24 protein-coding genes are annotated in these 21,890 nt (G+C 65.4%); 14 read left to right on the top strand and 10 right to left on the bottom strand.

Annotated features, from left to right (window positions below; all coding sequences use genetic code 11):
• Window positions 1-6: 6 nt before the first annotated feature.
• Genes DC363_RS04385 through DC363_RS04365 form a run of 5 tightly spaced genes read right to left on the bottom strand, consistent with a single transcriptional unit; the run spans window position 7 to window position 5,516 of the window.
• Window positions 7-267 carry a DUF3035 domain-containing protein gene (locus DC363_RS04385; RefSeq protein WP_196778372.1) on the bottom strand — a complete coding sequence of 87 codons (261 nt, stop codon included), beginning with the start codon at window positions 265-267 and terminating at the stop codon, window positions 7-9.
• 52 nt (window positions 268-319) lie between these two features.
• Window positions 320-799, bottom strand: a complete 480-nt coding sequence (lspA, locus tag DC363_RS04380) for a signal peptidase II (protein ID WP_108639909.1) — start codon at window positions 797-799, stop codon at window positions 320-322.
• Between the two features lie 22 nt (window positions 800-821).
• Window positions 822-2,411 carry a bifunctional phosphoribosylaminoimidazolecarboxamide formyltransferase/IMP cyclohydrolase gene (purH, locus tag DC363_RS04375; protein ID WP_108639908.1) on the bottom strand — a complete coding sequence of 530 codons (1,590 nt, stop codon included), beginning with the start codon at window positions 2,409-2,411 and terminating at the stop codon, window positions 822-824.
• A gap of 36 nt (window positions 2,412-2,447) precedes the next feature.
• Window positions 2,448-4,199, bottom strand: coding sequence for a heparinase II/III family protein (locus DC363_RS04370; RefSeq protein ID WP_108639907.1), 1,752 nt, complete (start codon window positions 4,197-4,199; stop codon window positions 2,448-2,450).
• A gap of 39 nt (window positions 4,200-4,238) precedes the next feature.
• The gene (locus DC363_RS04365; protein WP_108639906.1) at window positions 4,239-5,516 is read right to left on the bottom strand and encodes an RsmB/NOP family class I SAM-dependent RNA methyltransferase; all 1,278 of its coding nucleotides are present in this window, start codon (window positions 5,514-5,516) and stop codon (window positions 4,239-4,241) included.
• A gap of 66 nt (window positions 5,517-5,582) precedes the next feature.
• Here DC363_RS04365 and DC363_RS04360 point away from each other — a divergent pair, with 66 nt between their 5' ends.
• Entirely contained in the window at window positions 5,583-5,756 is a 174-nt protein-coding gene (locus tag DC363_RS04360; RefSeq protein WP_108639905.1) for a DUF1674 domain-containing protein, read from the top strand.
• A gap of 87 nt (window positions 5,757-5,843) precedes the next feature.
• On the opposite strand, the gene dapB is transcribed toward DC363_RS04360, so the two are convergent.
• Window positions 5,844-6,662: a 4-hydroxy-tetrahydrodipicolinate reductase gene (gene dapB / locus DC363_RS04355; protein ID WP_108639904.1), complete on the bottom strand. Its 819-nt coding sequence runs from the start codon at window positions 6,660-6,662 to the stop codon at window positions 5,844-5,846.
• Window positions 6,663-6,731: 69 nt separating this feature from the next.
• On the opposite strand from dapB, the gene rbfA reads away from it, so the two are divergent.
• The 3 genes from rbfA (at window position 6,732) to truB (ending at window position 8,815) form a co-directional block, all read left to right on the top strand.
• Window positions 6,732-7,145: a 30S ribosome-binding factor RbfA gene (gene rbfA / locus DC363_RS04350; RefSeq protein ID WP_108639903.1), complete on the top strand. Its 414-nt coding sequence runs from the start codon at window positions 6,732-6,734 to the stop codon at window positions 7,143-7,145.
• Window positions 7,145-7,849, top strand: a complete 705-nt coding sequence (locus tag DC363_RS04345; protein ID WP_108639902.1) for a phosphodiester glycosidase family protein — start codon at window positions 7,145-7,147, stop codon at window positions 7,847-7,849. Before rbfA ends, DC363_RS04345 begins: the two co-directional genes overlap by 1 nt.
• Before the next feature lie 63 nt (window positions 7,850-7,912).
• Window positions 7,913-8,815: a tRNA pseudouridine(55) synthase TruB gene (gene truB, locus DC363_RS04340; RefSeq protein WP_108639901.1), complete on the top strand. Its 903-nt coding sequence runs from the start codon at window positions 7,913-7,915 to the stop codon at window positions 8,813-8,815.
• A gap of 53 nt (window positions 8,816-8,868) precedes the next feature.
• Here truB and DC363_RS04335 read toward each other — a convergent pair whose 3' ends face one another.
• Window positions 8,869-9,237, bottom strand: coding sequence for a VOC family protein (locus DC363_RS04335; RefSeq protein WP_108639900.1), 369 nt, complete (start codon window positions 9,235-9,237; stop codon window positions 8,869-8,871).
• A gap of 63 nt (window positions 9,238-9,300) precedes the next feature.
• Between DC363_RS04335 and DC363_RS04330 the strand changes: the two genes are divergently transcribed.
• From DC363_RS04330 to DC363_RS04295, 8 genes are all read left to right on the top strand, one after another.
• Window positions 9,301-9,810: a DUF1643 domain-containing protein gene (locus DC363_RS04330; protein WP_108639899.1), complete on the top strand. Its 510-nt coding sequence runs from the start codon at window positions 9,301-9,303 to the stop codon at window positions 9,808-9,810.
• A gap of 112 nt (window positions 9,811-9,922) precedes the next feature.
• A complete protein-coding gene (locus DC363_RS04325) occupies window positions 9,923-10,813 on the top strand; it encodes a calcium-binding protein (RefSeq protein WP_108639898.1) in 891 nt (296 codons plus the stop codon).
• A gap of 143 nt (window positions 10,814-10,956) precedes the next feature.
• Window positions 10,957-11,226 carry a 30S ribosomal protein S15 gene (rpsO, locus tag DC363_RS04320; RefSeq protein WP_108639897.1) on the top strand — a complete coding sequence of 90 codons (270 nt, stop codon included), beginning with the start codon at window positions 10,957-10,959 and terminating at the stop codon, window positions 11,224-11,226.
• A gap of 93 nt (window positions 11,227-11,319) precedes the next feature.
• A complete protein-coding gene (locus DC363_RS04315; protein WP_108639896.1) occupies window positions 11,320-12,402 on the top strand; it encodes a THUMP domain-containing class I SAM-dependent RNA methyltransferase in 1,083 nt (360 codons plus the stop codon).
• Window positions 12,403-12,474: 72 nt separating this feature from the next.
• The gene (locus DC363_RS04310; protein ID WP_108639895.1) at window positions 12,475-13,212 is read left to right on the top strand and encodes a sterol desaturase family protein; all 738 of its coding nucleotides are present in this window, start codon (window positions 12,475-12,477) and stop codon (window positions 13,210-13,212) included.
• A 172-nt stretch (window positions 13,213-13,384) separates the two neighbouring features.
• Window positions 13,385-15,520, top strand: coding sequence for a polyribonucleotide nucleotidyltransferase (pnp, locus tag DC363_RS04305; RefSeq protein ID WP_108639894.1), 2,136 nt, complete (start codon window positions 13,385-13,387; stop codon window positions 15,518-15,520).
• A 165-nt stretch (window positions 15,521-15,685) separates the two neighbouring features.
• Window positions 15,686-16,252 (top strand): L,D-transpeptidase, encoded by a 567-nt coding sequence (locus tag DC363_RS04300; protein WP_108639893.1) that lies wholly within the window; start codon window positions 15,686-15,688, stop codon window positions 16,250-16,252.
• 125 nt (window positions 16,253-16,377) lie between these two features.
• On the top strand, window positions 16,378-16,932 hold the full coding sequence (locus tag DC363_RS04295; RefSeq protein ID WP_108639892.1) for a L,D-transpeptidase: 555 nt from the start codon (window positions 16,378-16,380) through the stop codon (window positions 16,930-16,932).
• Between the two features lie 82 nt (window positions 16,933-17,014).
• Here DC363_RS04295 and DC363_RS04290 read toward each other — a convergent pair whose 3' ends face one another.
• Window positions 17,015-17,668 carry a peroxiredoxin gene (locus tag DC363_RS04290; protein ID WP_108639891.1) on the bottom strand — a complete coding sequence of 218 codons (654 nt, stop codon included), beginning with the start codon at window positions 17,666-17,668 and terminating at the stop codon, window positions 17,015-17,017.
• 90 nt (window positions 17,669-17,758) lie between these two features.
• Between DC363_RS04290 and DC363_RS04285 the strand changes: the two genes are divergently transcribed.
• Both DC363_RS04285 and DC363_RS04280 read left to right on the top strand, forming a co-directional pair.
• Window positions 17,759-19,183, top strand: a complete 1,425-nt coding sequence (locus tag DC363_RS04285; RefSeq protein WP_108639890.1) for an aldehyde dehydrogenase family protein — start codon at window positions 17,759-17,761, stop codon at window positions 19,181-19,183.
• Window positions 19,184-19,267: 84 nt separating this feature from the next.
• The gene (locus DC363_RS04280) at window positions 19,268-20,275 is read left to right on the top strand and encodes a serine/threonine protein kinase (RefSeq protein WP_196778371.1); all 1,008 of its coding nucleotides are present in this window, start codon (window positions 19,268-19,270) and stop codon (window positions 20,273-20,275) included.
• A gap of 3 nt (window positions 20,276-20,278) precedes the next feature.
• Here the strand turns inward: DC363_RS04280 and DC363_RS04275 are convergent, their stop codons facing one another.
• Together DC363_RS04275 and rarD are read right to left on the bottom strand one after the other, a co-directional pair.
• Entirely contained in the window at window positions 20,279-20,926 is a 648-nt protein-coding gene (locus tag DC363_RS04275; RefSeq protein WP_108639888.1) for an RluA family pseudouridine synthase, read from the bottom strand.
• 10 nt (window positions 20,927-20,936) lie between these two features.
• Window positions 20,937-21,854: an EamA family transporter RarD gene (gene rarD, locus DC363_RS04270; protein WP_108639887.1), complete on the bottom strand. Its 918-nt coding sequence runs from the start codon at window positions 21,852-21,854 to the stop codon at window positions 20,937-20,939.
• Window positions 21,855-21,890: the final 36 nt, after the last annotated feature.

Below are 21,890 nucleotides of genomic sequence, written 5' to 3'. Positions count from 1 at the left end.
GGGGCGTCAGTTGGCGGTGGCGTTCGGATTGCCGCCCATGGCGGCCACGGCGTTGGCCACGGGCGTCGGATCGGCGCGGTTCGCGCCGCCGGGCGTGGGCACCGGCAGGGTCGTCAGGGTGCCGGGCATCACCAGCGGCTTGTAGGTCTCGACCAGAAACTCGTTCGGGCCAGAGCCGTCATTGCGCAGATCGCGCGCGCCGCTGCCGCCGCCCGAACAGGCCGCCAGCGCAACCATTGCTGCGACACTCAAAACCGGTTTCACCATTCCACGCCCCAATTTCCGTCCTTCCGGGTTCTAGCCCAAACCGCGCCATGCGTCACGCGGTCTTATCAGACTTATCGCCATCGGTGAAGAACACCAGCCCCACGGCGCCAAGAAAGATCGAAATGTCGGCGATGTTGAAGGCATAGGGGTTGGTGATCCCGCAGCACGACATGTTGATGAAATCCGCCACCGCCCCGTGCAGCACGCGGTCAACCACGTTGCCCAGCGCGCCGCCCACCAGCAGCCCGGCCGAGACATAGGCCCAGCGGTTCGCGGGCTGTTTGCGGATCCACCACAGCACGAAGGCCGAGATCGCCAGCGCCACCGCGACCAGCGCCCAGCGCATGTCGAAATTGGCGAACAGGCCGAAGTTCACCCCCCGGTTCCACGCCATGCGGAACACCAGAAAGGGGGGGAACACGTCATAGGTGCCGTTGGGCTGCGTGGGCAGGTCGATCCGGTAGAGCACGATATATTTGCTCAGCTGATCGAGCAGGAAGACCCAGAAACCGGTCCAGTAAGTCAGGCGCATGGGCGTTCCTTTCAGGCGGGGGTTAGTGGCGGAAATGGCGCATGCCGGTGAAGACCATGGCAAGGCCCGCCTCGTCGGCGGCGGCGATCACCTCATCATCGCGCATCGAGCCGCCGGGCTGGATCACGCAGGACGCCCCCGCCGCCGCCGCTTCCAGCAGGCCATCGGCGAAGGGGAAGAAGGCATCCGAAGCGACAGCGGCGCCCTTGGCCAGCGATCCGTCCAGCCCCAGCGCATCGGCCATGCGCTGCGCCTTGGTGGCGGCGATCAGCGCGGAATCAAGGCGGCTCATCTGCCCCGCCCCGACGCCCACGGTCTGCCCGTCGCGGGCATAGACGATGGCGTTGGACTTGACGTGTTTGGCCACGGTCCAGGCAAACAGAAGGTCCTGCAGTTGCTCGTCCGTGGGGGCCAGCTTGGTCACGACCTGAAGGTCGTCCAGCCCGATGCGGCCGTTGTCCTTGTCCTGCATGAGGTAGCCCCCCGCCACCTGCCGGATCGTCTGGGCGCGGGCGGTCGGGTCGGCCAGCCCGCCGGTGGTCAGCAGGCGCAGGTTCTTCTTGGCGGAAAACAGCGCTTTGGCGTCTTCGGTGGCCGAAGGGGCGATGACGACTTCGGTGAAGATGCCGGTGATGGCTTCGGCGGTCTCGGCGTCGAGTTCGCCGTTCAGGGCGATGATGCCGCCGAAGGCGCTCGTCTGGTCGCAGGCGAAGGCGCGGGTGTAGGCCTCGGCCATGGTCGCGCCGCGCGCCACGCCGCAGGGGTTGGCGTGTTTGATGATGGCCACGGCGGGGCCATCCTTTGGGTCGAACTCGCTGACCAGCTCAAAGGCGGCGTCGGTGTCGTTGATGTTGTTGTAGCTCAGCGCCTTGCCCTGCAGTTGCAGCGCGGTCGCCACGCCGGGCCGGTCCGAGCCGTCGGTGTAGAAGGCGGCGCTCTGGTGCGGATTCTCGCCATAGCGCAGGGTCTGGGCGAGGGTTCCGGCCACAGCGCGGCGGCGCGGTGCGGGGGCGTCGATGGCGCTGGCCATCCACGTGCTCACAGCGGCGTCATAGGCGGCGGTGCGGGCATAGGCGGTCTGGGCCAGCGTCTGGCGGAAGGCCAGCGTCGTCGCCCCGTCGTTGTCGCGCAGCTCGCCCAGCAGCGGCTCGTAATCCTCAACATCCACGACGACGTTGACGAAGGCATGGTTCTTGGCGGCAGCACGGATCATGGCGGGGCCGCCGATGTCGATATTCTCGATGCAGTCGTTATAACCCGCGCCCGCAGCGACCGTCGCTTCGAAGGGGTAGAGATTGACGACCAGCAGGTCGATGGCCCCGATGCCGTGCGCCTCCATCGCGGCCTGATGCTCAGCGTTGTCGCGCAGGGCCAGCAGCCCGCCATGCACCGCCGGGTGCAGCGTCTTGACCCGGCCGTCCATCATTTCGGGAAAGCCCGTCACATCGGCCACGTCGCGCACGTCCAGCCCGGCGTCGCGCAGCGCCTTGGCCGACCCCCCGGTGGAGAGCAATTCGACCCCCCGTTCGGACAGGGCGCGGCCCAGATCGATCAAGCCGGTCTTGTCGGAGACGGACAGCAGCGCGCGGCGGATGGGGTGAAGGTCGGTCATGGGGCGAAATCCTTGGTCAGGGTCACGGGCGATCCGTCAATCCTCATGCAGGTCACGCAGGGCGGTCGGGGTGTCCTGCGCCTTGGTCAGGGACCAACGGATGCGCGTCGCATAGGACAAACTGCGACCGGATAAAACCACCTGTTGCGTCGCGCGCGGGCGCAAACGCCCGTTTTCCAGATATACCGAGGGCTCAAGCGTCATTTTTCCGGCCCCCTCCTGCCGGAACACCCAGATTTCGCCGGACTTCTGCGTGAGAGAGATCGCCGCCCCGCCCAGATCGACGACCGCTTCGACCTCGGGGTGCAGGTGGAACCGGAGGGACCACGGGATGCCTTGCTGGGCGCCGGCCCCCAGCGCGCGGTCGAAGACGGGTTCGTCCTTGGGGGCGAGGATGGTGAGAAGATCCTCGCCCACCACCGCGCGCCCGTCCGAGGTCACATCGACGGTGCGCACATGGGTCAACCCGTGGCTGCCGCGATAGCCGTCGTGGGCGGCGGCCAGTCGCTGGCCGTCGGTGAGGGGCGTCAGCTCGGAGGGCACGTCGCGGGGGTGATCCACAAGGATTTCCACCCCGTCGCCGCCCTGCCGGATGCGCGAGGAGGACAGCCCGTCGATCATCAGCGTCGAATGGCTGGGCGTGGCGCGGCCCGCACGGCGCCATTCCGGCCCGAAGCTCGCCCCCGGTCCGCAGTTGACGATCAACGGGCGGCGGCCGCTGGTGATCTCAAGCGCGAGGGTCGAGGCATGGGCATCCACCGCAGCCGGCCCCACGGGGGGCACGTCAGCGTCCACGACCACGGTGGTGCGCCCCGCCGACAGCCGCCCATAGCCCATATGCAGGCCTTCGTCGGGCTGGGTCAGCGTGCCCACCGCTGTCAGCGCCTGATCCAGCCAGCCGTCCAGCCCACGCCCGCCGCCGTGGAACCGCGCCAGCCCGCCGTCGGCGTGGCGCAAGGCCCGCAAGGTGGGCGCGATCCGGTGCATGGCGGCGGTCAGCGCCTCGGGCACGGGGCGGTCCGCGCCGCGCAGGGCGGCTTCGACCCATGTCAACAACGTGAGGATTTCGAGCAATTCCTCAGGGTTGCGCGACGGGATGCCGCCATCGGGGCCGATCTGCCCCTTGCAGTCGCGGGTCAGCATGGCAATCGCGCCGTCCACGCGGCCCTCCATCCCCTCGAGGGACAGGCCCGCATAGATCATCCCGGCCAGCGCCTCGAACCGGTGCAGACCGGGCCGCGCGGCCTTCCATCGGTGCGACAGAAAGACGGTCTGCTGCGCGGCAGAGCGGAAATAGGCATCAGAGGCGGTCTGCTCCGCGCCGCGCAAAAGAAAGAACCCGTGCGCGATCCAGCGGATCAGGCGACGGCCGGTGATGTCCGGCGTCCAGCCCGCGCCGCGCCCGTCGCCGTAGCGGGCGATCCAGTCCTGCGTCCACGCCTGCGCAGTGCTGCGCGCGCGCACGTCGCCCACCGCCGCCAGATCATCCAGCCATGTGAACCCGTGGCTGGCCGCGGTCGCGGTGTCCACCCGTTCCGCCGCATCCCAGATGCTGGCGCCGGGGGCCTCGATCAGATGGCCCCGGAACAGGAAGTTCCCCGCCAGAAGCTGCCGCCCCCGGGCAAAATGGCCGATCATCTTCGGTTCGGGCTGAGAGACAAAGGCCGTCGCCGCCCGCCGCCGCGCGGCCAGACGCGCATGCAGTCGGTTCAACAGGCGCGCGCGCCCGGAATAGGTGCCGGTTGTATCGACCACGTTTTGCTGCCTCTCGCCCGTGCTGTTCAGCATCTTTGCGTGGGCAAACTATAGGCGCGGGTTTCTTTTGAGTCACGCAGGCTTTCGCAGTTGCGCGATATAGAAGCCGTCCATGCCGCCACGCTCGGCCCAATAATCGGGCCGCAGACGCAGGCCACCTTCCTCGGTCCGCCACGCGGGATCGACGCCGGGCACGTCAAGAGCGTCGCGCTCCACCGTCAGGCCGGGGTGGCGGGCCAAAGCGTCGTCGATCTGCACCTCGCCTTCGTCGGGCAGCAGCGAACAGGTGCAATACAGCAGCCGCCCGCCGGGGTTCAGAAGCGTCAGCGCGTGGTCGATCATCGCCGCCTGCTGGTCGATTAACGCGCCGAACTCCGAGCCGTCCTTGGCATAGGGCAGATCGGGATGCCGGCGAATCGTGCCGGTGGCGGAACAGGGCGCGTCCAGCAGGACCGCGTCGAAACCGTCGGTCGTGACCTCGAACGCATCGGCGGTGACAAGTTTGGCTTGCAGCCCCGTCCGATCCAGATTTTCGCGCACCCGCGCCATGCGCCCGGCCGAGGCATCCACGGCGGTGACCTCGGCCCCGGCGGCGGCGATCTGCATGGTCTTGCCCCCCGGCGCGGCACAAAGGTCGAGGATTTTCTCACCGGTTTTCGGGGCCATGATCTGCACCGGCAGGGCGGCGGCGGCGTCCTGCACCCACCAGTCGCCCGCCTCGAATCCGGGCAGAGAGGAGACCTGCCCCGCGTCGTGCAGGCGGAGCGAACCGGTCGGCAGAACCTCGCCCCCCAGCGCGGCCTGCGCCGCCGTCACGTCGCCCTTCACGGTCAGGTCCAGCGGCGCACCGGCGAACTGCACGGCTTCGATCGCGGCGATCACCTGTGGGCCATAGGCGTCCTTCAGCGGTTTGCGCAGCCAACCCGGCATGCGCGGCACGGCCAGCCGCGCCCAGCCGTCGGGGCCTTCGTCGGCGACCTTGCGCAGCACCGCGTTGACCAGACCCTTCATGGATTGCGTGCGCTTGTTGCGCGCGACCAGCTCGACCCCTGCGTTGACCACACCATGCGCAGCCTCACCGCCGGCAAGCTCAACCGTGCATAGGCGCAGCACGTTGCGCACCGGCGTCGGCGGCGTCTTGTTGAGGAACCGCGCCAGCATCCGGTCGGCCCGCGCCAGCCCGCGCAGGGTCGCAATCGCGAGCCGCTGGGCGCGGGCGCGATCCTCGGGCGTGAGGTGCTGCAACGCCCCCTCACCGATCAGCTCCGAGAGCAGCTTGCCCTCGGTCGTGACCTTGTCGAGAAGGAAGAGTGCGGCTTTGCGCGGGGCCAACCCCTGTTGCTGCGACATCGGGAACCTCTTGGAATTTGATTGTTCGGGGGTATATCAGGCATATCCCCCGCGCAAGGAGCGACCATGACGGACCCCAAAGACCTGCCCCCCGCCGCCCAGCGCGCCCTTGCCGAAGCGGAAGAGCGCCGCCGGACCACCAAGGCGCTGGACCTGCCGCAGGAACTGGGCGGCCGCGACGGGCCCGAGCCCGTGCGCTATGGCGACTGGGAAAAGAAAGGCATCGCGGTCGATTTCTAGGGCTGGTTCTAGGGCTGGTTTCCAAAGCCGGACCCAACCGCGACGGCGCATTTATCACCCTACGAGAAGCCGGATCAGTGACCGGATCTACAGATCGGCCAACCCCAGCACATCGACCATGTCATAGGCACCGGGCTTCTGGTCCTGCCCCCAAAGCGCAGCCCTGAGCGCGCCGCGCGCGAAGATCGCCCGATCCGTGGCGATGTGGCTGAGCTTGATCCGCTCCCCTGCGGCGGCGAAAAGCACGTCGTGCTCGCCGACAATATCGCCGCCGCGAATGGCGCTGAACCCGATATCGCCGCGCTGCCGCGCACCGGTGATCCCGTCGCGCCCGCTGTCCCTGACGTCCTGCAGATCGACGCCGCGCCCCTGCGCCGCAGCCTCCCCCAGCATCAAGGCCGTGCCCGAAGGCGCATCGACCTTGTGGTGATGGTGCGCCTCGATGATCTCGATGTCGAAGTCCTCATCCAAAGCGGCAGCGACGCGTTTCGTCAGTTGCGTCAACAAGTTCACCCCCAGCGACATGTTTCCCGCCCGCACGATCACCGCATGGCGGGCGGCGGCGTCAAGGTGGGCGATGTCGTCCTCGGTCAGTCCCGTGGTGCCGATCACATGCACCGCGCGGGCCTGTGCGGCGAGTTCCGAGAAGGCGACCGTCGCCTCGGGCGCGGTGAAATCGATCACCGCCTGTGCACGGGCAAAGGTGCCCACTGCGTCGTCGCTGACAGTCACCCCCACGGGCGCGCGGCCCATGGCAGTGCCCACGTCCTGCCCGATCCAGTCGTGGCCCTCACGCTCGAGCACGCCGACCAGCTCACAAGCGTCGGACGCCAGCACGGTGTCGATCAGCATCTGCCCCATCCGGCCCGATCCGCCCGTGATCACAATTCCCGGCTTGTCCGTCATCCCGTATCCTTTCGCCCGATCCACACCCGACCGCTTGGCAAGTGCACCTGTCTGTCCTACATGGGCTGCATGGCAAAGAACAGATTTCAAGGCAAGGACGGCCCGAACACGCGACAGCTTCGCGTGGGCGAAGTGATCCGTCGCAGCCTGTCCGAGATTTTGCAGCGCGGCGAGGTGCATGACCCCGACCTGCAATCCATGTCCATCACCGTGGGCGAAGTGCGCATGACGCCGGACCTGAGCATCGCGACCTGCTTCGTGCTGCCCCTGGGCGGCAAGGATGCGGACCTCGCGATTGAGGCACTGGCCCGCAACAAGGGAGAGCTTCAGCATCTGATCTCGAAGGGCATGAAGCTCAAGGCGACGCCGGATCTGCGGTTCCGCATCGACGATATGTATGATCGGCTGGACCAGACGCGCGCGATGTTTGCCGACGACCGCGTGGCCCGGGACATCGCGGCGGAGCCCGGGGACGAGGAGTGATGCGCGGGCTTTGGCTGCTGTGCCTGCTGGCCACGCCTGCGGCGGCGGTCACCTGCGAAGATCTCGACCACCTCGGCGCGTCCTATACCGTGTGCGAAGTGACGGCGGACGAGGATCTGCAGCTTTTCCTGCGCGACGACGCGGGCGCGATTCTCGGCAGTTTCTCGGCGGTTGAGGCGGACACCGGTCGCGATCTGGCCTTCGCGATGAACGCGGGCATGTATCACGACGACCGCGCGCCCGTGGGCCACTACATCGAAGACAGCGAAGTAGAGATGCGCGTCATCGCCACTGCCGGGCCGGGCAATTTCGGCCTGCTGCCCAATGGCGTGTTCTGCATCGGCGACCACCTGCGGGTCTATGAGACGCGCGACTATCAGGCCAAGGCACCCACCTGCACCCATGCCACGCAGTCCGGCCCGATGCTGGTAATCGACGGCGCTCTGCATCCGCGCTTCATCAAGGACAGCGACAGCCGGTTCATCCGCAACGGCGTGGGCACCAGTGCCGACGGCACACGCGCCGTTTTCGCGATCTCGAACGAGGCGGTGAACTTTCACGATTTCGCCACCCTGTTCCGCGACCGCCTCGCCCTGCCCGACGCGCTGTTCTTCGACGGCAAGATCAGCCGCCTGCACGCGCCGCAATTGAACCGCTCGGATTTCGGCTGGCAACTCGGCCCCATTGTCGGCGTGCTGGAGTAGGCCGCTTGACGGCTCACCGCCGCTCGGCTACCCCGCCCGCTTGATCTGACATCCGGAGGCGACATGGCACGCAAACGCAAAGGACGCGACCTGCACGGGTGGCTTGTGGTGGACAAACCCGCGGGCATCACCTCGACCTCGGTTGTCAACAAGGTGCGCTGGGCGCTGGACGCGAAAAAGGCGGGCCACGCGGGCACGCTGGACCCGGACGCCACCGGCGTTCTCGCCGTGGCGCTGGGCGAGGCGACGAAAACCGTGCCCTATATCACCGATGCGCTGAAGGCCTATACTTTCACCGTGCGGCTGGGCCAGAAGACCAACACCGACGACGCCGAAGGCGAGGTGATCGCGGAAAGCGACAGCCGCCCCACGGATGAGGAGATCAAGGCGCAGCTGGGCCAGTTCGTCGGCGACATCATGCAAACCCCGCCTGCCTTCTCGGCCGTGAAGATCGACGGTGAACGCGCCTACAAACGCGCCCGCGACGGTGAGGATTTCGAGATCGCCGCCCGCCCCCTCTGGGTTGAGGAGTTGTTGCTGATCGATCGCCCCGACGCCGACCACGTCACCCTCGAGATGACCTGCGGCAAGGGCGGCTACGTGCGCGCCATCGCCCGCGATCTGGGTGAGGCTTTGGGCTGTCACGGCCACGTCCGCGAATTGCGCCGCATCTGGTCCGGCCCCTTCAACGCCGAGGATGGCGTGAGCCTCGAGACGCTGGACGACCACGCCAAGACCGACGGCCTTGACCATCTGATCCTGCCACTGGAAGCGGGCCTTGACGATCTGCCCCGCGTCCATTGCCCCGAGTCCAGCCTGACCAAACTGCGCAACGGCAACCCCGCGCTGGTCATGGGCGATGTGGACTACGGCGACGAATGCTGGGCCGACCATGGCGGAGAGGCCGTGGCCGTGGGCATTTTCAAATCCGGCGAGCTGCACCCCACCCGCGTCTTCGTGCGCTGACCCGCTTCATCTGACCCGATAAACTCTCCCCGAAGGGCCGGATAGCCGCAGGCTCAGCGGTGCTGGTCGATCAGGACCGGGTTGCCGTCGGGGTCGATGACCACGAAAGACCCCGGTCCGCGGTCCCCGCCCGCCTCTTGCAAGACCTCGTGCCCCGCAGCCTCTACACGGGCCCTGATCTCTCGCACGTCGTCGAAGGGGTCGACCTCGCCTGCGGACTGGTCCCAACCGGGATTGAAGGTGAGCATGTTGCCCTCGAACATGCCCTGAAACAGCCCGACCAGCGCGTCGCCGTTCTTCATGATGGCATAGTTGTGCTCGAGTGTGCCGCCGAAGTGCTCGAACCCGAGGTCGCGGTAGAAGGCGATGGATCGCTCCAGATCCTTGACCGAGAGCGAGATGGAAAAAGCGCCGAGTTTCATATCCTGTCCTTTCATCAATGCTGCACCCTAGCACATCGCCCGCAACGGCGGCATAAGGCGGCCATGATCACCCGCACCCACGTGAAAGACGACGCCCCTTCGACCGCGATCTATTCCGATTGCGAACGCTACCGCTATGCGCTCACCCGGACCTGGGACGCGGCGGGCTCGAAGGTGCATTTCGTCATGCTCAACCCTTCGACCGCGACCGAGGTGCAGAACGACCCCACTGTTGAGCGGTGCGAGCGCCGCGCGCGGGCGCTGGGGCACGGGGCCTTTCGCGTCACCAATATCTTCGCCTGGCGCGACACCGATCCGCGCAAGATGCGGGCGGCGGCAGACCCCGTCGGGCCGGGCAATGACGCGGCGATACTGGACGCGACGCTCTGGGCCGACCAGACCGTCTGTGCCTGGGGCACCCATGGCGCGCACCTGCATCGCGGCCCGCAGATTGAGGCGCTCTTGCGCGGCACCGGACGTGCGCTCTACCACCTTGGTCTGAGCAAGGCCGGCCATCCCAAACACCCGCTTTATATCGCCTACAGCCAACAGCCGGAGCTTTGGACCGGTTAACCATTGCGCGCGAATTTCCGCCGGTTTTCGGCGTCTTGCCCTATGGTTGTGCCTCATATGATTCCCCCGGGGCCGGATCGTCCGGGCGCGGGGCGCTGCGAAAGGCTTTGCCATGCTTGCACTTCTGGGATTGGTCGGACTGGCCGTTGCGGGAACCGCGTTTGTCGGCGTGATGCCCTCGGACGAGGGGGCGGACGCGCCGCCGACGGACACCGACGACACCGTTGATCTGGAAGAGACGCAAGACCTGCTCGCGCAGATGACCGCGCCGGGGGCCCCCGGCCCCGCGCCCGCAGAGCCCGTGGACGAGGTGATCGCGGGCGAGGTGATCACGGGCACAGACAGCGCGGACACGCTCACCGGCACAGAAGGCGATGATTACATCGGCGGCGGCGACGGGAACGACAGCGCGACGGGCGGGGATGGCGACGACCAGATGCACGGGCACTCCGGCGACGACGTGCTGTCCGGTGGCCGTGGCGACGACTTGATGACTGGCGATCTGGGCGACGACCGGCTGGATGGCGGCGCGGGGGACGATTCCCTGTCGGGCGGCAGCGGCGACGACGTGTTGACCGGCGGCGACGGGGCCGATGTGCTGGCCGGCGGCTATGGCGACGACACCCTGATCGGCGGCGCCGGTGAGGACAACCTGCAAGGCAGCGACGGCAACGACCGCCTTGACGGGGCCACCGGTGAGGATGTGGCCCAGCGCGACTACCTCAACGGGAGCGAGGGCGACGACCATCTGATCGGCAATGACGGCGACGTGATGTCCGGCGGTGCGGATGCCGACACCTTCGAGGTGCACAGCGGGCTGGTGTCGATCATGGATTACACCGCCGAAGATGTTCTGGTCCTCAACCATCAGGGCACGCCCCCGGTCCTGACCACCCAGACCACCGCGCAAGGCGTCACGCTTCTGGCGGACGGAGAGCCGGTCGCCGCGCTTTATGGCCTGTCGAGCTTCGACGTCACCAGCGTGCAGTTCGTCGCCGGCTGACGGTCCGCGACAAACCCTTTGCCTTCGCGACGGAATCCCCCTATATGCGCGCATCTGGCCCGTTCCGGGGCCGGACGACTCATGGACCTTGCTGGACGACATCCCGGCTTGCGCCCGAAACCCTTCGAGACAAGGAGATCCCGATGTCGATTACTGTTGAAGAAAAAGAACGCCTGATCAAGGAATTCGCAACCAAGGACGGCGACACCGGTTCGCCGGAAGTTCAGGTCGCGATCCTGACCTCGCGTATCAAGACCCTGACCGAGCACTTCAAGACCCACAAGAAAGACAACCACGGTCGCCGTGGCCTGTTGAAGATGGTCGCACAGCGCCGGAAGCTTCTGGACTACACCAAGACCAAGGATGAGGCCCGCTATCAGGACCTGATCAAGCGTCTGGGCATTCGTCGCTAAGCCGACCGCCCGAAGCGAACACCAGATACAGCAAACCGCCCGCAGCCCCGCTCGGGCGGTTTTACTTTGTCCCGTCAAAGGCTACTCCACTGCATGGACATTTTTCTGATCACCGCCCCCGGTCTTGAAACCCTGCTGGCCGCCGAGGCGCGCGAGAAGGGCTTCAAGGTCACCCAGACAAGCCCCGGCGGCGTCACCCTGCGGGGCGACTGGCCCGCGGTCTGGCGTGCCAACCTGCAACTGCGCGGGGCGACCCGCGTGCTGGCGCGGCTGACCTCGTTCCGGGCTTTGTATCTGTCGCAACTGGAAAAGAACGTGCGCGAGGTGGACTGGGCCGCCGTTCTGCCCCGCGGCGCGGATGTCACCGTCGATGCGGTCTGCCACAAGTCGAAGATTTACCACGCCGGCGCCGCGCAAGAGCGGGTGGCAAGCGCGCTGGCTGCCCATGGCCACAACGCCGACCCGGCGGGCTTCGGCCTGCGGGTGCGGATCGAGCGGGACATCGTGACCCTGTCGCTGGACACCTCGGGCGAGAGCCTGCACCGTCGCGGACACAAGGAGGCCGTGAACAAGGCCCCCCTGCGCGAGACGATGGCCGCCCTGTTCCTGCGCGATGCCGGGTTCAAGGGCAAGGAGCCGCTGTTCGACCCCATGTGCGGCTCGGGCACCTTTCCGATGGAGGGCGCAGAGATCGCCCGCAGGTTCGATCCCGGTCGGGGCCGGGACTTTGCCTTCCAGAGCCTGCCCAATTTCGACCCCGACGCCTTCGAGGCCATGCGCAGCCCCGAACGCGCGGCGGCGTTTTCCTGTTATGGCAGCGACCGCGATCAGGGGGCGATTGCCATGTCCCGCGCCAATGCTGAGCGCGCGGGCCTTGCCGATGTGACCGCCTTCGAGGTGAAGCCCGTGGGCGAGATCACCCCGCCCTGCGACACCCCCGGCCTTGTCATTGCCAACCCGCCCTACGGCGGGCGCATCGGCGACAGCACACCGTTGCTTGGCCTTTATGCGGCCTTCGGTGCGCGACTGAAATCCGCGTTTCCCGGCTGGCGGGCGGCGGTGGTCACGGCGGATGCCAAGCTGGCGCAGGCAACAGGATTGCCATTCCGCCCGGCGGGGCCGGTGGTCAATCACGGCGGCATCAAGATCCGCCTTTGGCAGACCGACCCGCTTTAGCCGCGTCCGTGGCGTCAGCCTTGCGTGCTTGCCCGACCGGGCACTAGGATTACGCAACAAGGAGGCTTCGCCATGATCCCCACCCTGCGCGTCTTGCTGAACATGGGCACCCTGCACCGGCTCGCTCCGGTCTGGGTTTTGGGGCTGATCCTTTTCGTGATGAATTTCGGCCCGCTGGTCTGCATCGCTGTGATCTATGGCGTGGTGATGCAATTCTTCGTCGAATACGTGATGCACCGGTTTCTGTATCATCGTGAGCCGCCGCAGCAGCAGGGACTGTTCAACGATCTGTATCGCAGCCACATCGGGCATCACGAATTCCCCACCAACCCCGAGTTCTTCACCGGTGGGGATCATTGGTATGCGCTGAAGTTCGGCCTGTTCGCGGCGGCGTTGCACACGCTGGTGCTCTGGCCGGTTCTGGGCCTTGCGGACGCGGCGCTGTTCGGGGCGGTGGCTTTGTTCCTTGGCTCGGTCTCGGCCTTTACGTTCTATGAATACTGTCACACGCTGGCGCATCTGAACGTGCCCAAGGGCTGGTTCGGCACCCGTGTGACGCAAAGCCACCTGCGTCACCATTTCAACGACCACGACGCGACCTTTCATGTCAGCTTCGGCATGGGCTGGATCGACCGGCTGTTCGGCACCGGCTATGACCGCGCCACCGCGAAAGACAGGTTCGACCGCGACACGATCCTGTCGCTGGGCATGGACCCGGACGATCTGCGGCTGGTCGAAGCGCGCAAGGCTTTCGGCCTGCCGTCCGCGCCACGGGCTAGATCAGCCCCACCTCGGCAGCCGCAGGCCTAGCGCCCGCCCTCTTCCCAAACGCAAAAAACCCGTGTAAACGCGCCGCTATCTGAGACGTGACGCTTCAGACCCCGGCGTTCGCACATAGGATTGGGGTCGGTGGCAATGGGGCCACCAATGACACGGGGGACTCGGGATAGGCCCGAGCGCGCCCCTGATAGGAAAACATTTGATGTTCAAAGAAGTGAAAAAATCGATTCAGTGGGGCGAAGAGACGCTGACACTGGAAACGGGCAAGGTTGCGCGTCAGGCCGACGGCACCGTGATCGCCACCTATGGCGAAACCACGGTCATGGCCAACGTGACTTTCGCCAAGCAGCAAAAGCCGGGGCAGGATTTCTTTCCGCTGACCGTGCACTACAACGAAAAATACTATGCCGCGGGTAAAGTGCCCGGCGGTTTCTTCAAGCGCGAGGCGCGCCCGACCGAGAAAGAGACGCTGACAAGCCGTCTAATTGACCGTCCGATCCGCCCGCTGTTCGTCGAAGGCTTCAAGAACGAAGTTCTGGTGATCTGCACCGTGCTGTCCCACGACCTTGTCAACGATCCCGACATGGTTGCGATGATCGCCGCGTCGGCCGCGCTGACCCTGTCCGGCGCGCCCTTCATGGGCCCGATTGCCGCCTGCCGCGTGGGGTATGAGGATGGCGATTACATCCTGAACCCCGAAATGGACGACATGCACAAGCTGCGCGAGAATCCCGAACAGCGCCTCGACCTCGTCGTCGCCGGCACCAAGGACGCCGTGATGATGGTCGAATCCGAAGCCTATGAGCTCTCGGAAGAGGAAATGCTCGGCGCGGTCGAATTCGCCCATGAGCAGATCCAGCCCGTCATCGACCTGATCATCGATCTGGCCGAAGACGCCGCGAAAGAGCCCTTCGACTTCCAGGCACCGGATTACGCCGACCTTTATGCGGCTGTGAAAGCGGCTGGCGAAGAGCAGATGCGTTCGGCCTTTGCGATTTCCGACAAGCAGGAACGCACCACCGCTGTCGCCAATGCCCGCGAAGCGATCAAGGAGCAACTGACCGAAGAGCAACTCGGCGACGAGAACCTCGGCTCGGCGATGAAGAAGCTCGAAGCCTCGATCCTGCGCGGCGACGTCGTGAAGACTGGCAAGCGGATCGACGGGCGCAAGACCGACGAAATCCGCGACATCGTGGCGGAAACGGGCATCCTGCCCCGGACCCACGGCTCGGCCCTGTTCACCCGTGGCGAAACGCAGGGTCTGGTCATCACCACGCTGGGCACCGGCGACGACGAGCAGATGATCGACAGCCTGCAGGGCATGTATAAGTCGAACTTCCTGCTGCATTACAACTTCCCGCCCTACTCGGTTGGTGAAGTCGGTCGTTTCGGCCCCCCCGGACGTCGTGAAATCGGTCACGGCAAGCTGGCTTGGCGTGCGTTGCAGGCGGTTCTGCCCGCAGCCACCGATTTCCCTTACACGATCCGTGTCGTGTCCGAGATCACCGAATCCAACGGCTCTTCGTCGATGGCATCGGTCTGCGGCGGGTCCCTGTCGATGATGGACGCGGGCGTTCCGCTCAAGTCCGCCGTGGCCGGTGTGGCCATGGGCCTGATCATGGAAGACAACGGCGAATACGCCATTCTGTCCGACATTCTGGGTGACGAAGACCACCTTGGCGACATGGACTTCAAAGTGGCCGGCACCGAAAAGGGCATCACGTCCTTGCAGATGGACATCAAGATCGCAGGCATCACGCCCGAGATCATGCGCAAGGCGCTTGCGCAGGCCAAAGAAGGCCGGATGCACATCCTGGGTGAGATGAACAAGGCCATCTCGGGCGCGTCGGAATTCTCCGAACATGCGCCACGGATCGAAACCATGCAGGTTCCGACGGACAAAATCCGCGAAGTCATCGGCTCGGGCGGCAAGGTCATCCGCGAGATCGTGGAAGTCTCCGGCGCCAAGGTCGACATCAACGACGAAGGCGTCATCAAGATCGCATCGCCCAACGGTGACGCCATCAAGAAGGCCCACGACATGATCTGGTCCATCGTGGCCGAGCCTGAAGAAGGTCAGATCTACACCGGCACGGTCGTGAAGATCGTCGACTTCGGCGCTTTCGTGAATTTCTTCGGCAAGAAAGACGGCCTTGTGCACGTCAGCCAGATCGAGAACCGCCGCCTGAACCACCCGTCTGACGTTCTGAAGGAAGGTCAGGAAGTGAAGGTCAAGCTGCTGGGCTTCGACGATCGCGGCAAGGTGCGCCTGTCGATGAAAGTCGTCGATCAGGAAACCGGCGAAGAGATCAAGGACGAGAAAAAAGCGGACGCTTGATTTTTGATCCAGAGACAGGAAAGGCCCCGGTGGAAACGCCGGGGCCTTTTGTTTTTCGCCCCTCGCGGCAATGTCACACTGACCGCATCGTGAGTCGCGCGCGTCTTGCCGAACGCCGATGGCAGCGCATATAGAATGACGAAGGACGTATTCTGGGGAAGTTTTATGATTACACGACGCACATTTCTGGGCTCGGCCGCTGCCACGGCCGGCCTTGCTGCCACATCCGCCGCCACGACTGCTGCGGCGCAAACCTACCTCGTGCCCGAGCAGCAACTGCCGCGCGTGGTGCAGATCAACCGCGATTATGCCCCCGGTGAGCTGCACGTCGAGCCGGACGCTTTCAAGCTTTACTGGATGCTCGGCCCCGGTCTGGCGCTGGAATACGCGGTCGGGATCGGCCGCGCGGGCCTGTATGAAAGCGGTGATTTTCGCATCAAGGCCAAGAAGGAATGGCCCAGCTGGACGCCCACGCCCGATATGATCGCCCGCGATCCGGGGTCCTACAAGCGCTATGAGGATGGCATGGAAGGCGGCATCAACAACCCGCTGGGTGCCCGCGCGCTGTATCTGTTCCGCGGCAACCGCGACACCTTCCTGCGGATCCACGGCACCAATGCACCGCGCACCATCGGCACGGCCGTGTCCAACGGCTGCGTGCGCCTGCTCAACAGCCATATCACCGACCTTTACACCCGCGTGCCCATGAACTCGCGCGCAGTGCTGCACTGACGCCACCCGCCCGGATAAGGGTCAGGGAAAGGCCGTTCAGACCGACGTGGAACGGGGTTAAGGGAACTTAGCCCCGTTTTGCTTTGTTGTATCCACATACGACTGCTGCGTCGAAAGGATATGATATGTCACGTTTAACCCGCCGTTCCGTGCTCTCTGGCCTGGGGGCCAGCCTTGCCGCCCCTGCCCTCTCAACCGCTGCCACGGCTTCTGTCACCGGTGGCCCGCAACGGGTGCCGCTGCTGGGCGAGGTGCCCGCCGGTCAGCTTCACGTGGTCCCTGACGAATTCGCGCTTTATTGGACGCTGCCCAACCGTGAGGCGCTGCGCTATTCCGTGGGGATCGCCCCGCAAGAGCGTTGGGTGCCGGGGACCTATCGCATCAAACGCAAGGAAGAATGGCCCACCTGGACGCCGACCCCGGCGATGATCCGGCGCGAGCCTGAGAAGTATGAGCCCTACGCCGACGGGATGCCCGGCGGTCCGAACAACCCGCTGGGCGCGCGGGCGCTGTATCTTTATGACGGCGGGCGCGACACCTACTTGCGGATCCACGGCACGCCGGACCCCACCGGCATCGGGCGCCGCGTGTCCAACGGCTGCGTGCGCATGGTGAACGAGGATGCCATCGATCTTTATGAGCGAGTGCCGATGAATTCGGTCGTCGTGCTGCACGCCTGATCGCCCCCCCACCCGACATGCAAAAAGGCCCCGCCGATTGGTGGGGCCTTTCGCGTGTTGGAGCTGTGTTTCCGCGGCCTATTTACTGCGGCAGTTTCGCCATCCGCAGATAGGGCAGCTTGGTGTCGATGGCACCGAATTTCGCGACCGCATCCTCGTCCGAGACGGAGGTGGGGACGACCACGTCCTGCCCGACTTCCCAGTTTGCGGGCGTGGCGACACCCTCTTTCGCGGCGGTCTGCAAACCGTCGAGCGCGCGCAGGATCTCGGCGAAGTTGCGGCCCACGTTCATCGGATAGGTCATCGACAGTTTGAGCTGCTTGTCCGGCCCGATGATGAAGACCGAGCGCACGGTCGCGGAATCGTTGGGCGTGCGACCATCGGGCAGATAGGCCTCGGCGGGCAGCATGTCGAAAGCCTTCGCCATTTTCAGGTCGTCATCGGCGACGATGGCGAAATTCGCCTTGGCCCCGCCGACGGCTTCGATGTCGGTCTTCCACTTCTTGTGATCCTCGACCCCGTCCACGGAGACGCCCAGCACCTTGGTTCCGCGCTTCTCCCACTCCTCCGCGAGCTGTGCGACGGCGCCGAACTCGGTCGTGCAGACGGGGGTGAAATCCTTTGGATGGCTGAAGATGATCGCCCAGTTGTCGCCCACCCAGTCGTGCAGGCTGATCTCACCGTGGTCGGTCTCGACGGTCATGTCAGGGATCGTGTCGTTGATGCGCAAACCCATGTCGGCTCTCCTTCTTGTGCGTTGTCCCCATTCATATATGACTTGGCGACACACCTTACCACCCACTGCACCCTTTCAGAAAGGTTCGGCATGATCGAGAAACGCGACTTCTACATCAACGGCGCCTGGGTTGCCCCCGTCACGCCCCGTGATTTCAACGTGATCGACCCCTCGACGGAAGAGGTTTGCGCCGTGATTTCCCTTGGCGATCAGGCGGATACCGACGCGGCCGTGGCAGCGGCGAAAGCGGCGTTTGACGATTGGGCCTTTGTCGAGAAGTCCGAGAAGATGGCCCTGCTGCAGCGCCTGCTTGAGGTTTACAACGACCGGCAGGACGAGATGGCGAAGGCGATGTCGCTTGAGATGGGGGCGCCGATCTCTTTCGCGCGCGCCAATCAGGTCGGCGCAGGGTCCTGGCACTTGCAGGGGTTCATCAACGCCTTCGACAAGATGGAATTCGAGCGGGATTTCACCGCGACGGAGAAGACGCTGCTGGAACCCATCGGCGTTTGCGCGCTGATCACGCCGTGGAACTGGCCGATGAACCAGATCATGCTCAAGGTCGTGCCTGCGGTGGCCGTGGGCTGCACCACGGTGCTCAAACCTTCGGAAATCGCGCCCCTGTCCGGCCTGCTGTTCGCGGAGTTCATGGACGAGGCGGGCTTCCCCAAGGGCGTGTTCAATCTTGTGAACGGGGACGGGCCGGGCGTTGGCTCTCAGCTTTCGGCGCACGAGGACGTGGATATGGTCAGCTTCACCGGCTCGTCCCGCGCGGGCAAGCTGATCTCCAAGGCGGCGGCGGATACGCTCAAGCGGGTGTCGCTGGAGCTGGGCGGCAAGGGGGCCAACATCATCTTCAAAGAGGCGGGTGCGCAAGCGGTCAAGGACGGGGCCACGCACTGCTTCCAGAACTCGGGCCAGTCCTGCAACGCGCCCACGCGGATGTTGGTGGAAGCGCCCTTTTACGACGAAGCGGTCGAAATCGCGACACGGGTGGCGCAGGACACCAAAGTGGGCCCCGCCGCGCAGGAGGGCAAGCACATCGGACCGGTGGTGTCCGAGGTGCAGTTCGACAAGATCCAAGGGCTGATCGAGACCGGCATGGCCGAAGGGCGCCTGACCGCGGGCGGTCTGGGGCGGCCCGACGGGCTGAACCGGGGCTATTTCGTCAAACCGACGGTGATCGCCGATGTGACCAACGACATGACCATCGCGCAGGAAGAGGTGTTCGGCCCGGTGCTGTCGATCCTCAAGTTCGACACGGTGGACGAGGCCATCGCCATCGCCAACGACACGCCCTACGGGCTGACGAACTACGTGCAGACGCCCGACGATGAAAAGCGCCGCTATGTCGCGCGGCGGTTGCGGTCGGGCATGGTCGAGACGAACCGGCAGGACTTCGCGCAGGGCTCTCCCTTCGGCGGCTACAAGCAGTCGGGCAACGGGCGCGAGGGCGGTCTTTACGGGCTGGAGGAGTTCCTTGAGGTCAAGGCCGTCTCGGGCTGGTCTTCCTGATCCGGCGCGGATGACGACCACGGGCGGCAGGACCCCTGCCGCCTTTCGCTTTTCCCGATGCCCGATCCCCGATACTCATGTCCCATGCGCCCTGATTTCATCCCCACCACCACGCACAAACGCGACGAGTTCTCCGAGACCGTCTCGGGCCATCTCGAGGGCGCGCCCGAGCGCAAGCTGGTGCTGCGCAAGCTGGACGGGGTGCCGGTCTGGGCCAAGCCCATCGCCGCGTTTCTGGCCCGCAAAGAGGTGCGGTCCCTGCGGGTGGTGACGGGGATCACGGGCACGCCCGAGCTGATCCGGGTGGACGAGGAAGGCATCCTGCGGTCGTGGTCCGAGGGCATCCCCCTGAACCTTGCCAAGCCCGACGACGCCGCCTTTTACAAGGACGCCAAGCGCATCCTGCGCGAGATGCGGGCGCGCGGCGTGACGCACAACGATCTGGCCAAGCCGCAGAACTGGCTGCAGGCCCCGGACGGGCGCGCGGCGGTGATCGACTTCCAACTGGCGAGCGTGCATCGACGCCGCGGCAAGCTGTTCCGCCTGATGGGCTATGAGGATCTGCGCCATCTGGTGAAGCAGAAGGGGCGCTATGCGCGCCACCTTCTGACCCCGACCGAACGGCGCATGTTGCAACGCAAGTCCCTGCCCACGCGGATCTGGATGGCCACGGGCAAGAAGCTTTACAACGCAGTCACGCGGGGGCTGTTCAACTGGTCCGACAGCGAGGGCAGCGGCAACCGCATCGCGCAAGAGGGCGCGGCCATTCGCGCCGAACTCATGGCCCATGAGGGGGTGCGCGACGTGATCCTGTGCGCCTTTGCCCTGCCCGCCAAGGGCACCGGCATTTATGCTTTTGCAGAGACGGATCTGGACCCCAAGGCCCTGCGCGCGCTGGTGCCGGAAAGCCGTGTCGAGTTGATCCAGCCCGTGGCCACCCTGCCCCGCGCCGATCTGGCGGAACTTATCGCGATGAACCGCCTCGACGAGTTGGAGATCGTGCTGCAACGCGAGCCCGAATTGCGCGACACGGTGGCGCCCATCGTCGCCGGCCGGCTTAACCTGACCGACCGGCGGCTGGCGGGGATCTAACCCCTAGAATGGCGCCTTGGCGCGGAACCGCACGCCTTCACCCCCGTCGGGATGGCGCAGGCGCAGTTCTTCGGAATGCAGCATGAGGCGGGGATGATCCAGCGCCGCCCCCGTCGCATAAAAGGGATCGCCCAAAATCGGATGACCAAGGCTGAGCATATGCACCCGCAACTGGTGGCTGCGGCCGGTCTTGGGCATCAATCGCACGCGGCTTTCGTCACTGTTGCTGCGCAAAACGCGCCAATCGGTCTGCGCGGGCTTGCCCGTCTCGTGACAGACCTTCTGGCGGGGGCGGTTTTCCCAATCGACGATCAGGGGCAGATCAACGGTGCCTGTTTTCGGCTCTAGCTTGCCTGAAACGCGGGCGACATAGGTCTTTTTGGTCTGCCGCTTTTCGAACTGCAGCCCGATGTACCGCTGCGCATGGGGGGTCAGCGCGAAGACCATCACGCCGCTGGTGTCGCGATCCAGCCGGTGAATCAGCAGCGCGGTGGGAAAGGCGTCCTGCACCCGCGCCATCAGGCAATCGGCCAGATGCGGCCCCTTGCCGGGCACGGACAGCAGGCCCGAAGGCTTGTTCACGATGAGGATTTCGTGGTCCGAATGGATCACGTCAAGCGGGTCGGTCGGGGGCGAATAGACATCGGACATAGGCCGCGTCTTACGCCTTCCGCATTCCCCGCACCAGAGAGACCGTGTAGATCAGCAGCGCCGCCCAGATCAGCGGAAAGGCGATCATGCGCGCGCGGTCCAGCTCCTCGCCAAAGACAAAGACCGCCTGCGCTAGGATCATCGTCGGCGTGAGGTATTGCAGGATTGCGATGGTGCTCAGCTTGGTCAGCTTCGCGCCATTGGCATAGAACAGCAGCGGCACCGCCGTGATCAGCCCGCACCCTATCAGCAAAAGCGTGGTGGTGCCATCCAGAAGGAAGCTGCTTTGCCCCTGCAGGCTCAGCCATCCAAGGAAGGCGAGCGCGGGCACGGACAGGATCAGAACCTCAAGCAGGAAGCCCTGATTGGGGCCCACGGGCAGGGATTTCTTGAAATAGGCGTAAAGGCCCCAGGACACTGTCAGCCCCAGCGGGATCCACGGCGGGCGCGACGCATCGAGGAACAGGATCACCACCGCCAGCGCCGCCAGCCCCACGGCGACCAGTTGCGGTCGCGTCATTCGTTCGCCCAGCAGCACGGCGCCAAGGAACATCGAGAACAACGGGTTGATGTAATAGCCCAGCGCCCCGTCCGCCGCGCGGTCGGTGACGATGGCGAAAATATAGACGCCCCAGTTGATCGAGACGAGCACCGCCGTCACGCAAGCCATGATCAACATGCGCGGATTGCGCAAGGCGGGGCCGATGTCGCCGGTGCGCCCCATAGCGATCAGCACAATCCCGGCAATGGGCACGGACCAGATGACCCGGTGGGCGATCACTTCGAGCACGGGCACGTGGGTCAGCGCCTTGAGGTAAAGCGGCAGGAAGCCCCAGAGCACATAGGCTGACAGGGCGAAGATCAGCCCGCGGGGGGTGTCCTCATTGGCGATCACGGGTTTCGTGGTGGCGGGGGGTGGCGTTCTCATGCTGCCACTAGCGCACGGCGCAGCGGGAAAGGGAAG

It is taken from the genome of Thalassorhabdomicrobium marinisediminis, assembly GCF_003072065.1.
Classification (GTDB): domain Bacteria; phylum Pseudomonadota; class Alphaproteobacteria; order Rhodobacterales; family Rhodobacteraceae; genus Octadecabacter; species Octadecabacter marinisediminis.
Note: the sequence above shows the minus strand (reverse complement) of the source record. Positions and strands in the feature narration are given on the sequence as shown.

Bases quoted from the DNA above. Each gene is read 5' to 3' on its own strand.
- DC363_RS04370 (WP_108639907.1), bottom strand. From the start codon at position 4,199: ATGCTGAACAGCACGGGCGAGAGGCAGCAAAACGTGGTCGATACAACC.
- DC363_RS04385 (WP_196778372.1), bottom strand. From the start codon at position 267: ATGGTGAAACCGGTTTTGAGTGTCGCAGCAATGGTTGCGCTGGCGGCC.
- rpsO (WP_108639897.1), top strand. From the start codon at position 10,957: ATGTCGATTACTGTTGAAGAAAAAGAACGCCTGATCAAGGAATTCGCA.
- DC363_RS04360 (WP_108639905.1), top strand. From the start codon at position 5,583: ATGACGGACCCCAAAGACCTGCCCCCCGCCGCCCAGCGCGCCCTTGCC.
- lspA (WP_108639909.1), bottom strand. From the start codon at position 799: ATGCGCCTGACTTACTGGACCGGTTTCTGGGTCTTCCTGCTCGATCAG.
- DC363_RS04285 (WP_108639890.1), top strand. From the start codon at position 17,759: ATGATCGAGAAACGCGACTTCTACATCAACGGCGCCTGGGTTGCCCCC.
- rarD (WP_108639887.1), bottom strand. From the start codon at position 21,854: ATGAGAACGCCACCCCCCGCCACCACGAAACCCGTGATCGCCAATGAG.
- DC363_RS04280 (WP_196778371.1), top strand. From the start codon at position 19,268: ATGCGCCCTGATTTCATCCCCACCACCACGCACAAACGCGACGAGTTC.
- purH (WP_108639908.1), bottom strand. From the start codon at position 2,411: ATGACCGACCTTCACCCCATCCGCCGCGCGCTGCTGTCCGTCTCCGAC.
- DC363_RS04310 (WP_108639895.1), top strand. From the start codon at position 12,475: ATGATCCCCACCCTGCGCGTCTTGCTGAACATGGGCACCCTGCACCGG.
- DC363_RS04295 (WP_108639892.1), top strand. From the start codon at position 16,378: ATGTCACGTTTAACCCGCCGTTCCGTGCTCTCTGGCCTGGGGGCCAGC.
- dapB (WP_108639904.1), bottom strand. From the start codon at position 6,662: ATGACGGACAAGCCGGGAATTGTGATCACGGGCGGATCGGGCCGGATG.
- DC363_RS04330 (WP_108639899.1), top strand. From the start codon at position 9,301: ATGATCACCCGCACCCACGTGAAAGACGACGCCCCTTCGACCGCGATC.
- rbfA (WP_108639903.1), top strand. From the start codon at position 6,732: ATGGCAAAGAACAGATTTCAAGGCAAGGACGGCCCGAACACGCGACAG.
- DC363_RS04290 (WP_108639891.1), bottom strand. From the start codon at position 17,668: ATGGGTTTGCGCATCAACGACACGATCCCTGACATGACCGTCGAGACC.
- DC363_RS04345 (WP_108639902.1), top strand. From the start codon at position 7,145: ATGCGCGGGCTTTGGCTGCTGTGCCTGCTGGCCACGCCTGCGGCGGCG.
- truB (WP_108639901.1), top strand. From the start codon at position 7,913: ATGGCACGCAAACGCAAAGGACGCGACCTGCACGGGTGGCTTGTGGTG.
- DC363_RS04335 (WP_108639900.1), bottom strand. From the start codon at position 9,237: ATGAAACTCGGCGCTTTTTCCATCTCGCTCTCGGTCAAGGATCTGGAG.
- DC363_RS04275 (WP_108639888.1), bottom strand. From the start codon at position 20,926: ATGTCCGATGTCTATTCGCCCCCGACCGACCCGCTTGACGTGATCCAT.
- DC363_RS04300 (WP_108639893.1), top strand. From the start codon at position 15,686: ATGATTACACGACGCACATTTCTGGGCTCGGCCGCTGCCACGGCCGGC.
- DC363_RS04325 (WP_108639898.1), top strand. From the start codon at position 9,923: ATGCTTGCACTTCTGGGATTGGTCGGACTGGCCGTTGCGGGAACCGCG.
- DC363_RS04315 (WP_108639896.1), top strand. From the start codon at position 11,320: ATGGACATTTTTCTGATCACCGCCCCCGGTCTTGAAACCCTGCTGGCC.
- DC363_RS04365 (WP_108639906.1), bottom strand. From the start codon at position 5,516: ATGTCGCAGCAACAGGGGTTGGCCCCGCGCAAAGCCGCACTCTTCCTT.
- pnp (WP_108639894.1), top strand. From the start codon at position 13,385: ATGTTCAAAGAAGTGAAAAAATCGATTCAGTGGGGCGAAGAGACGCTG.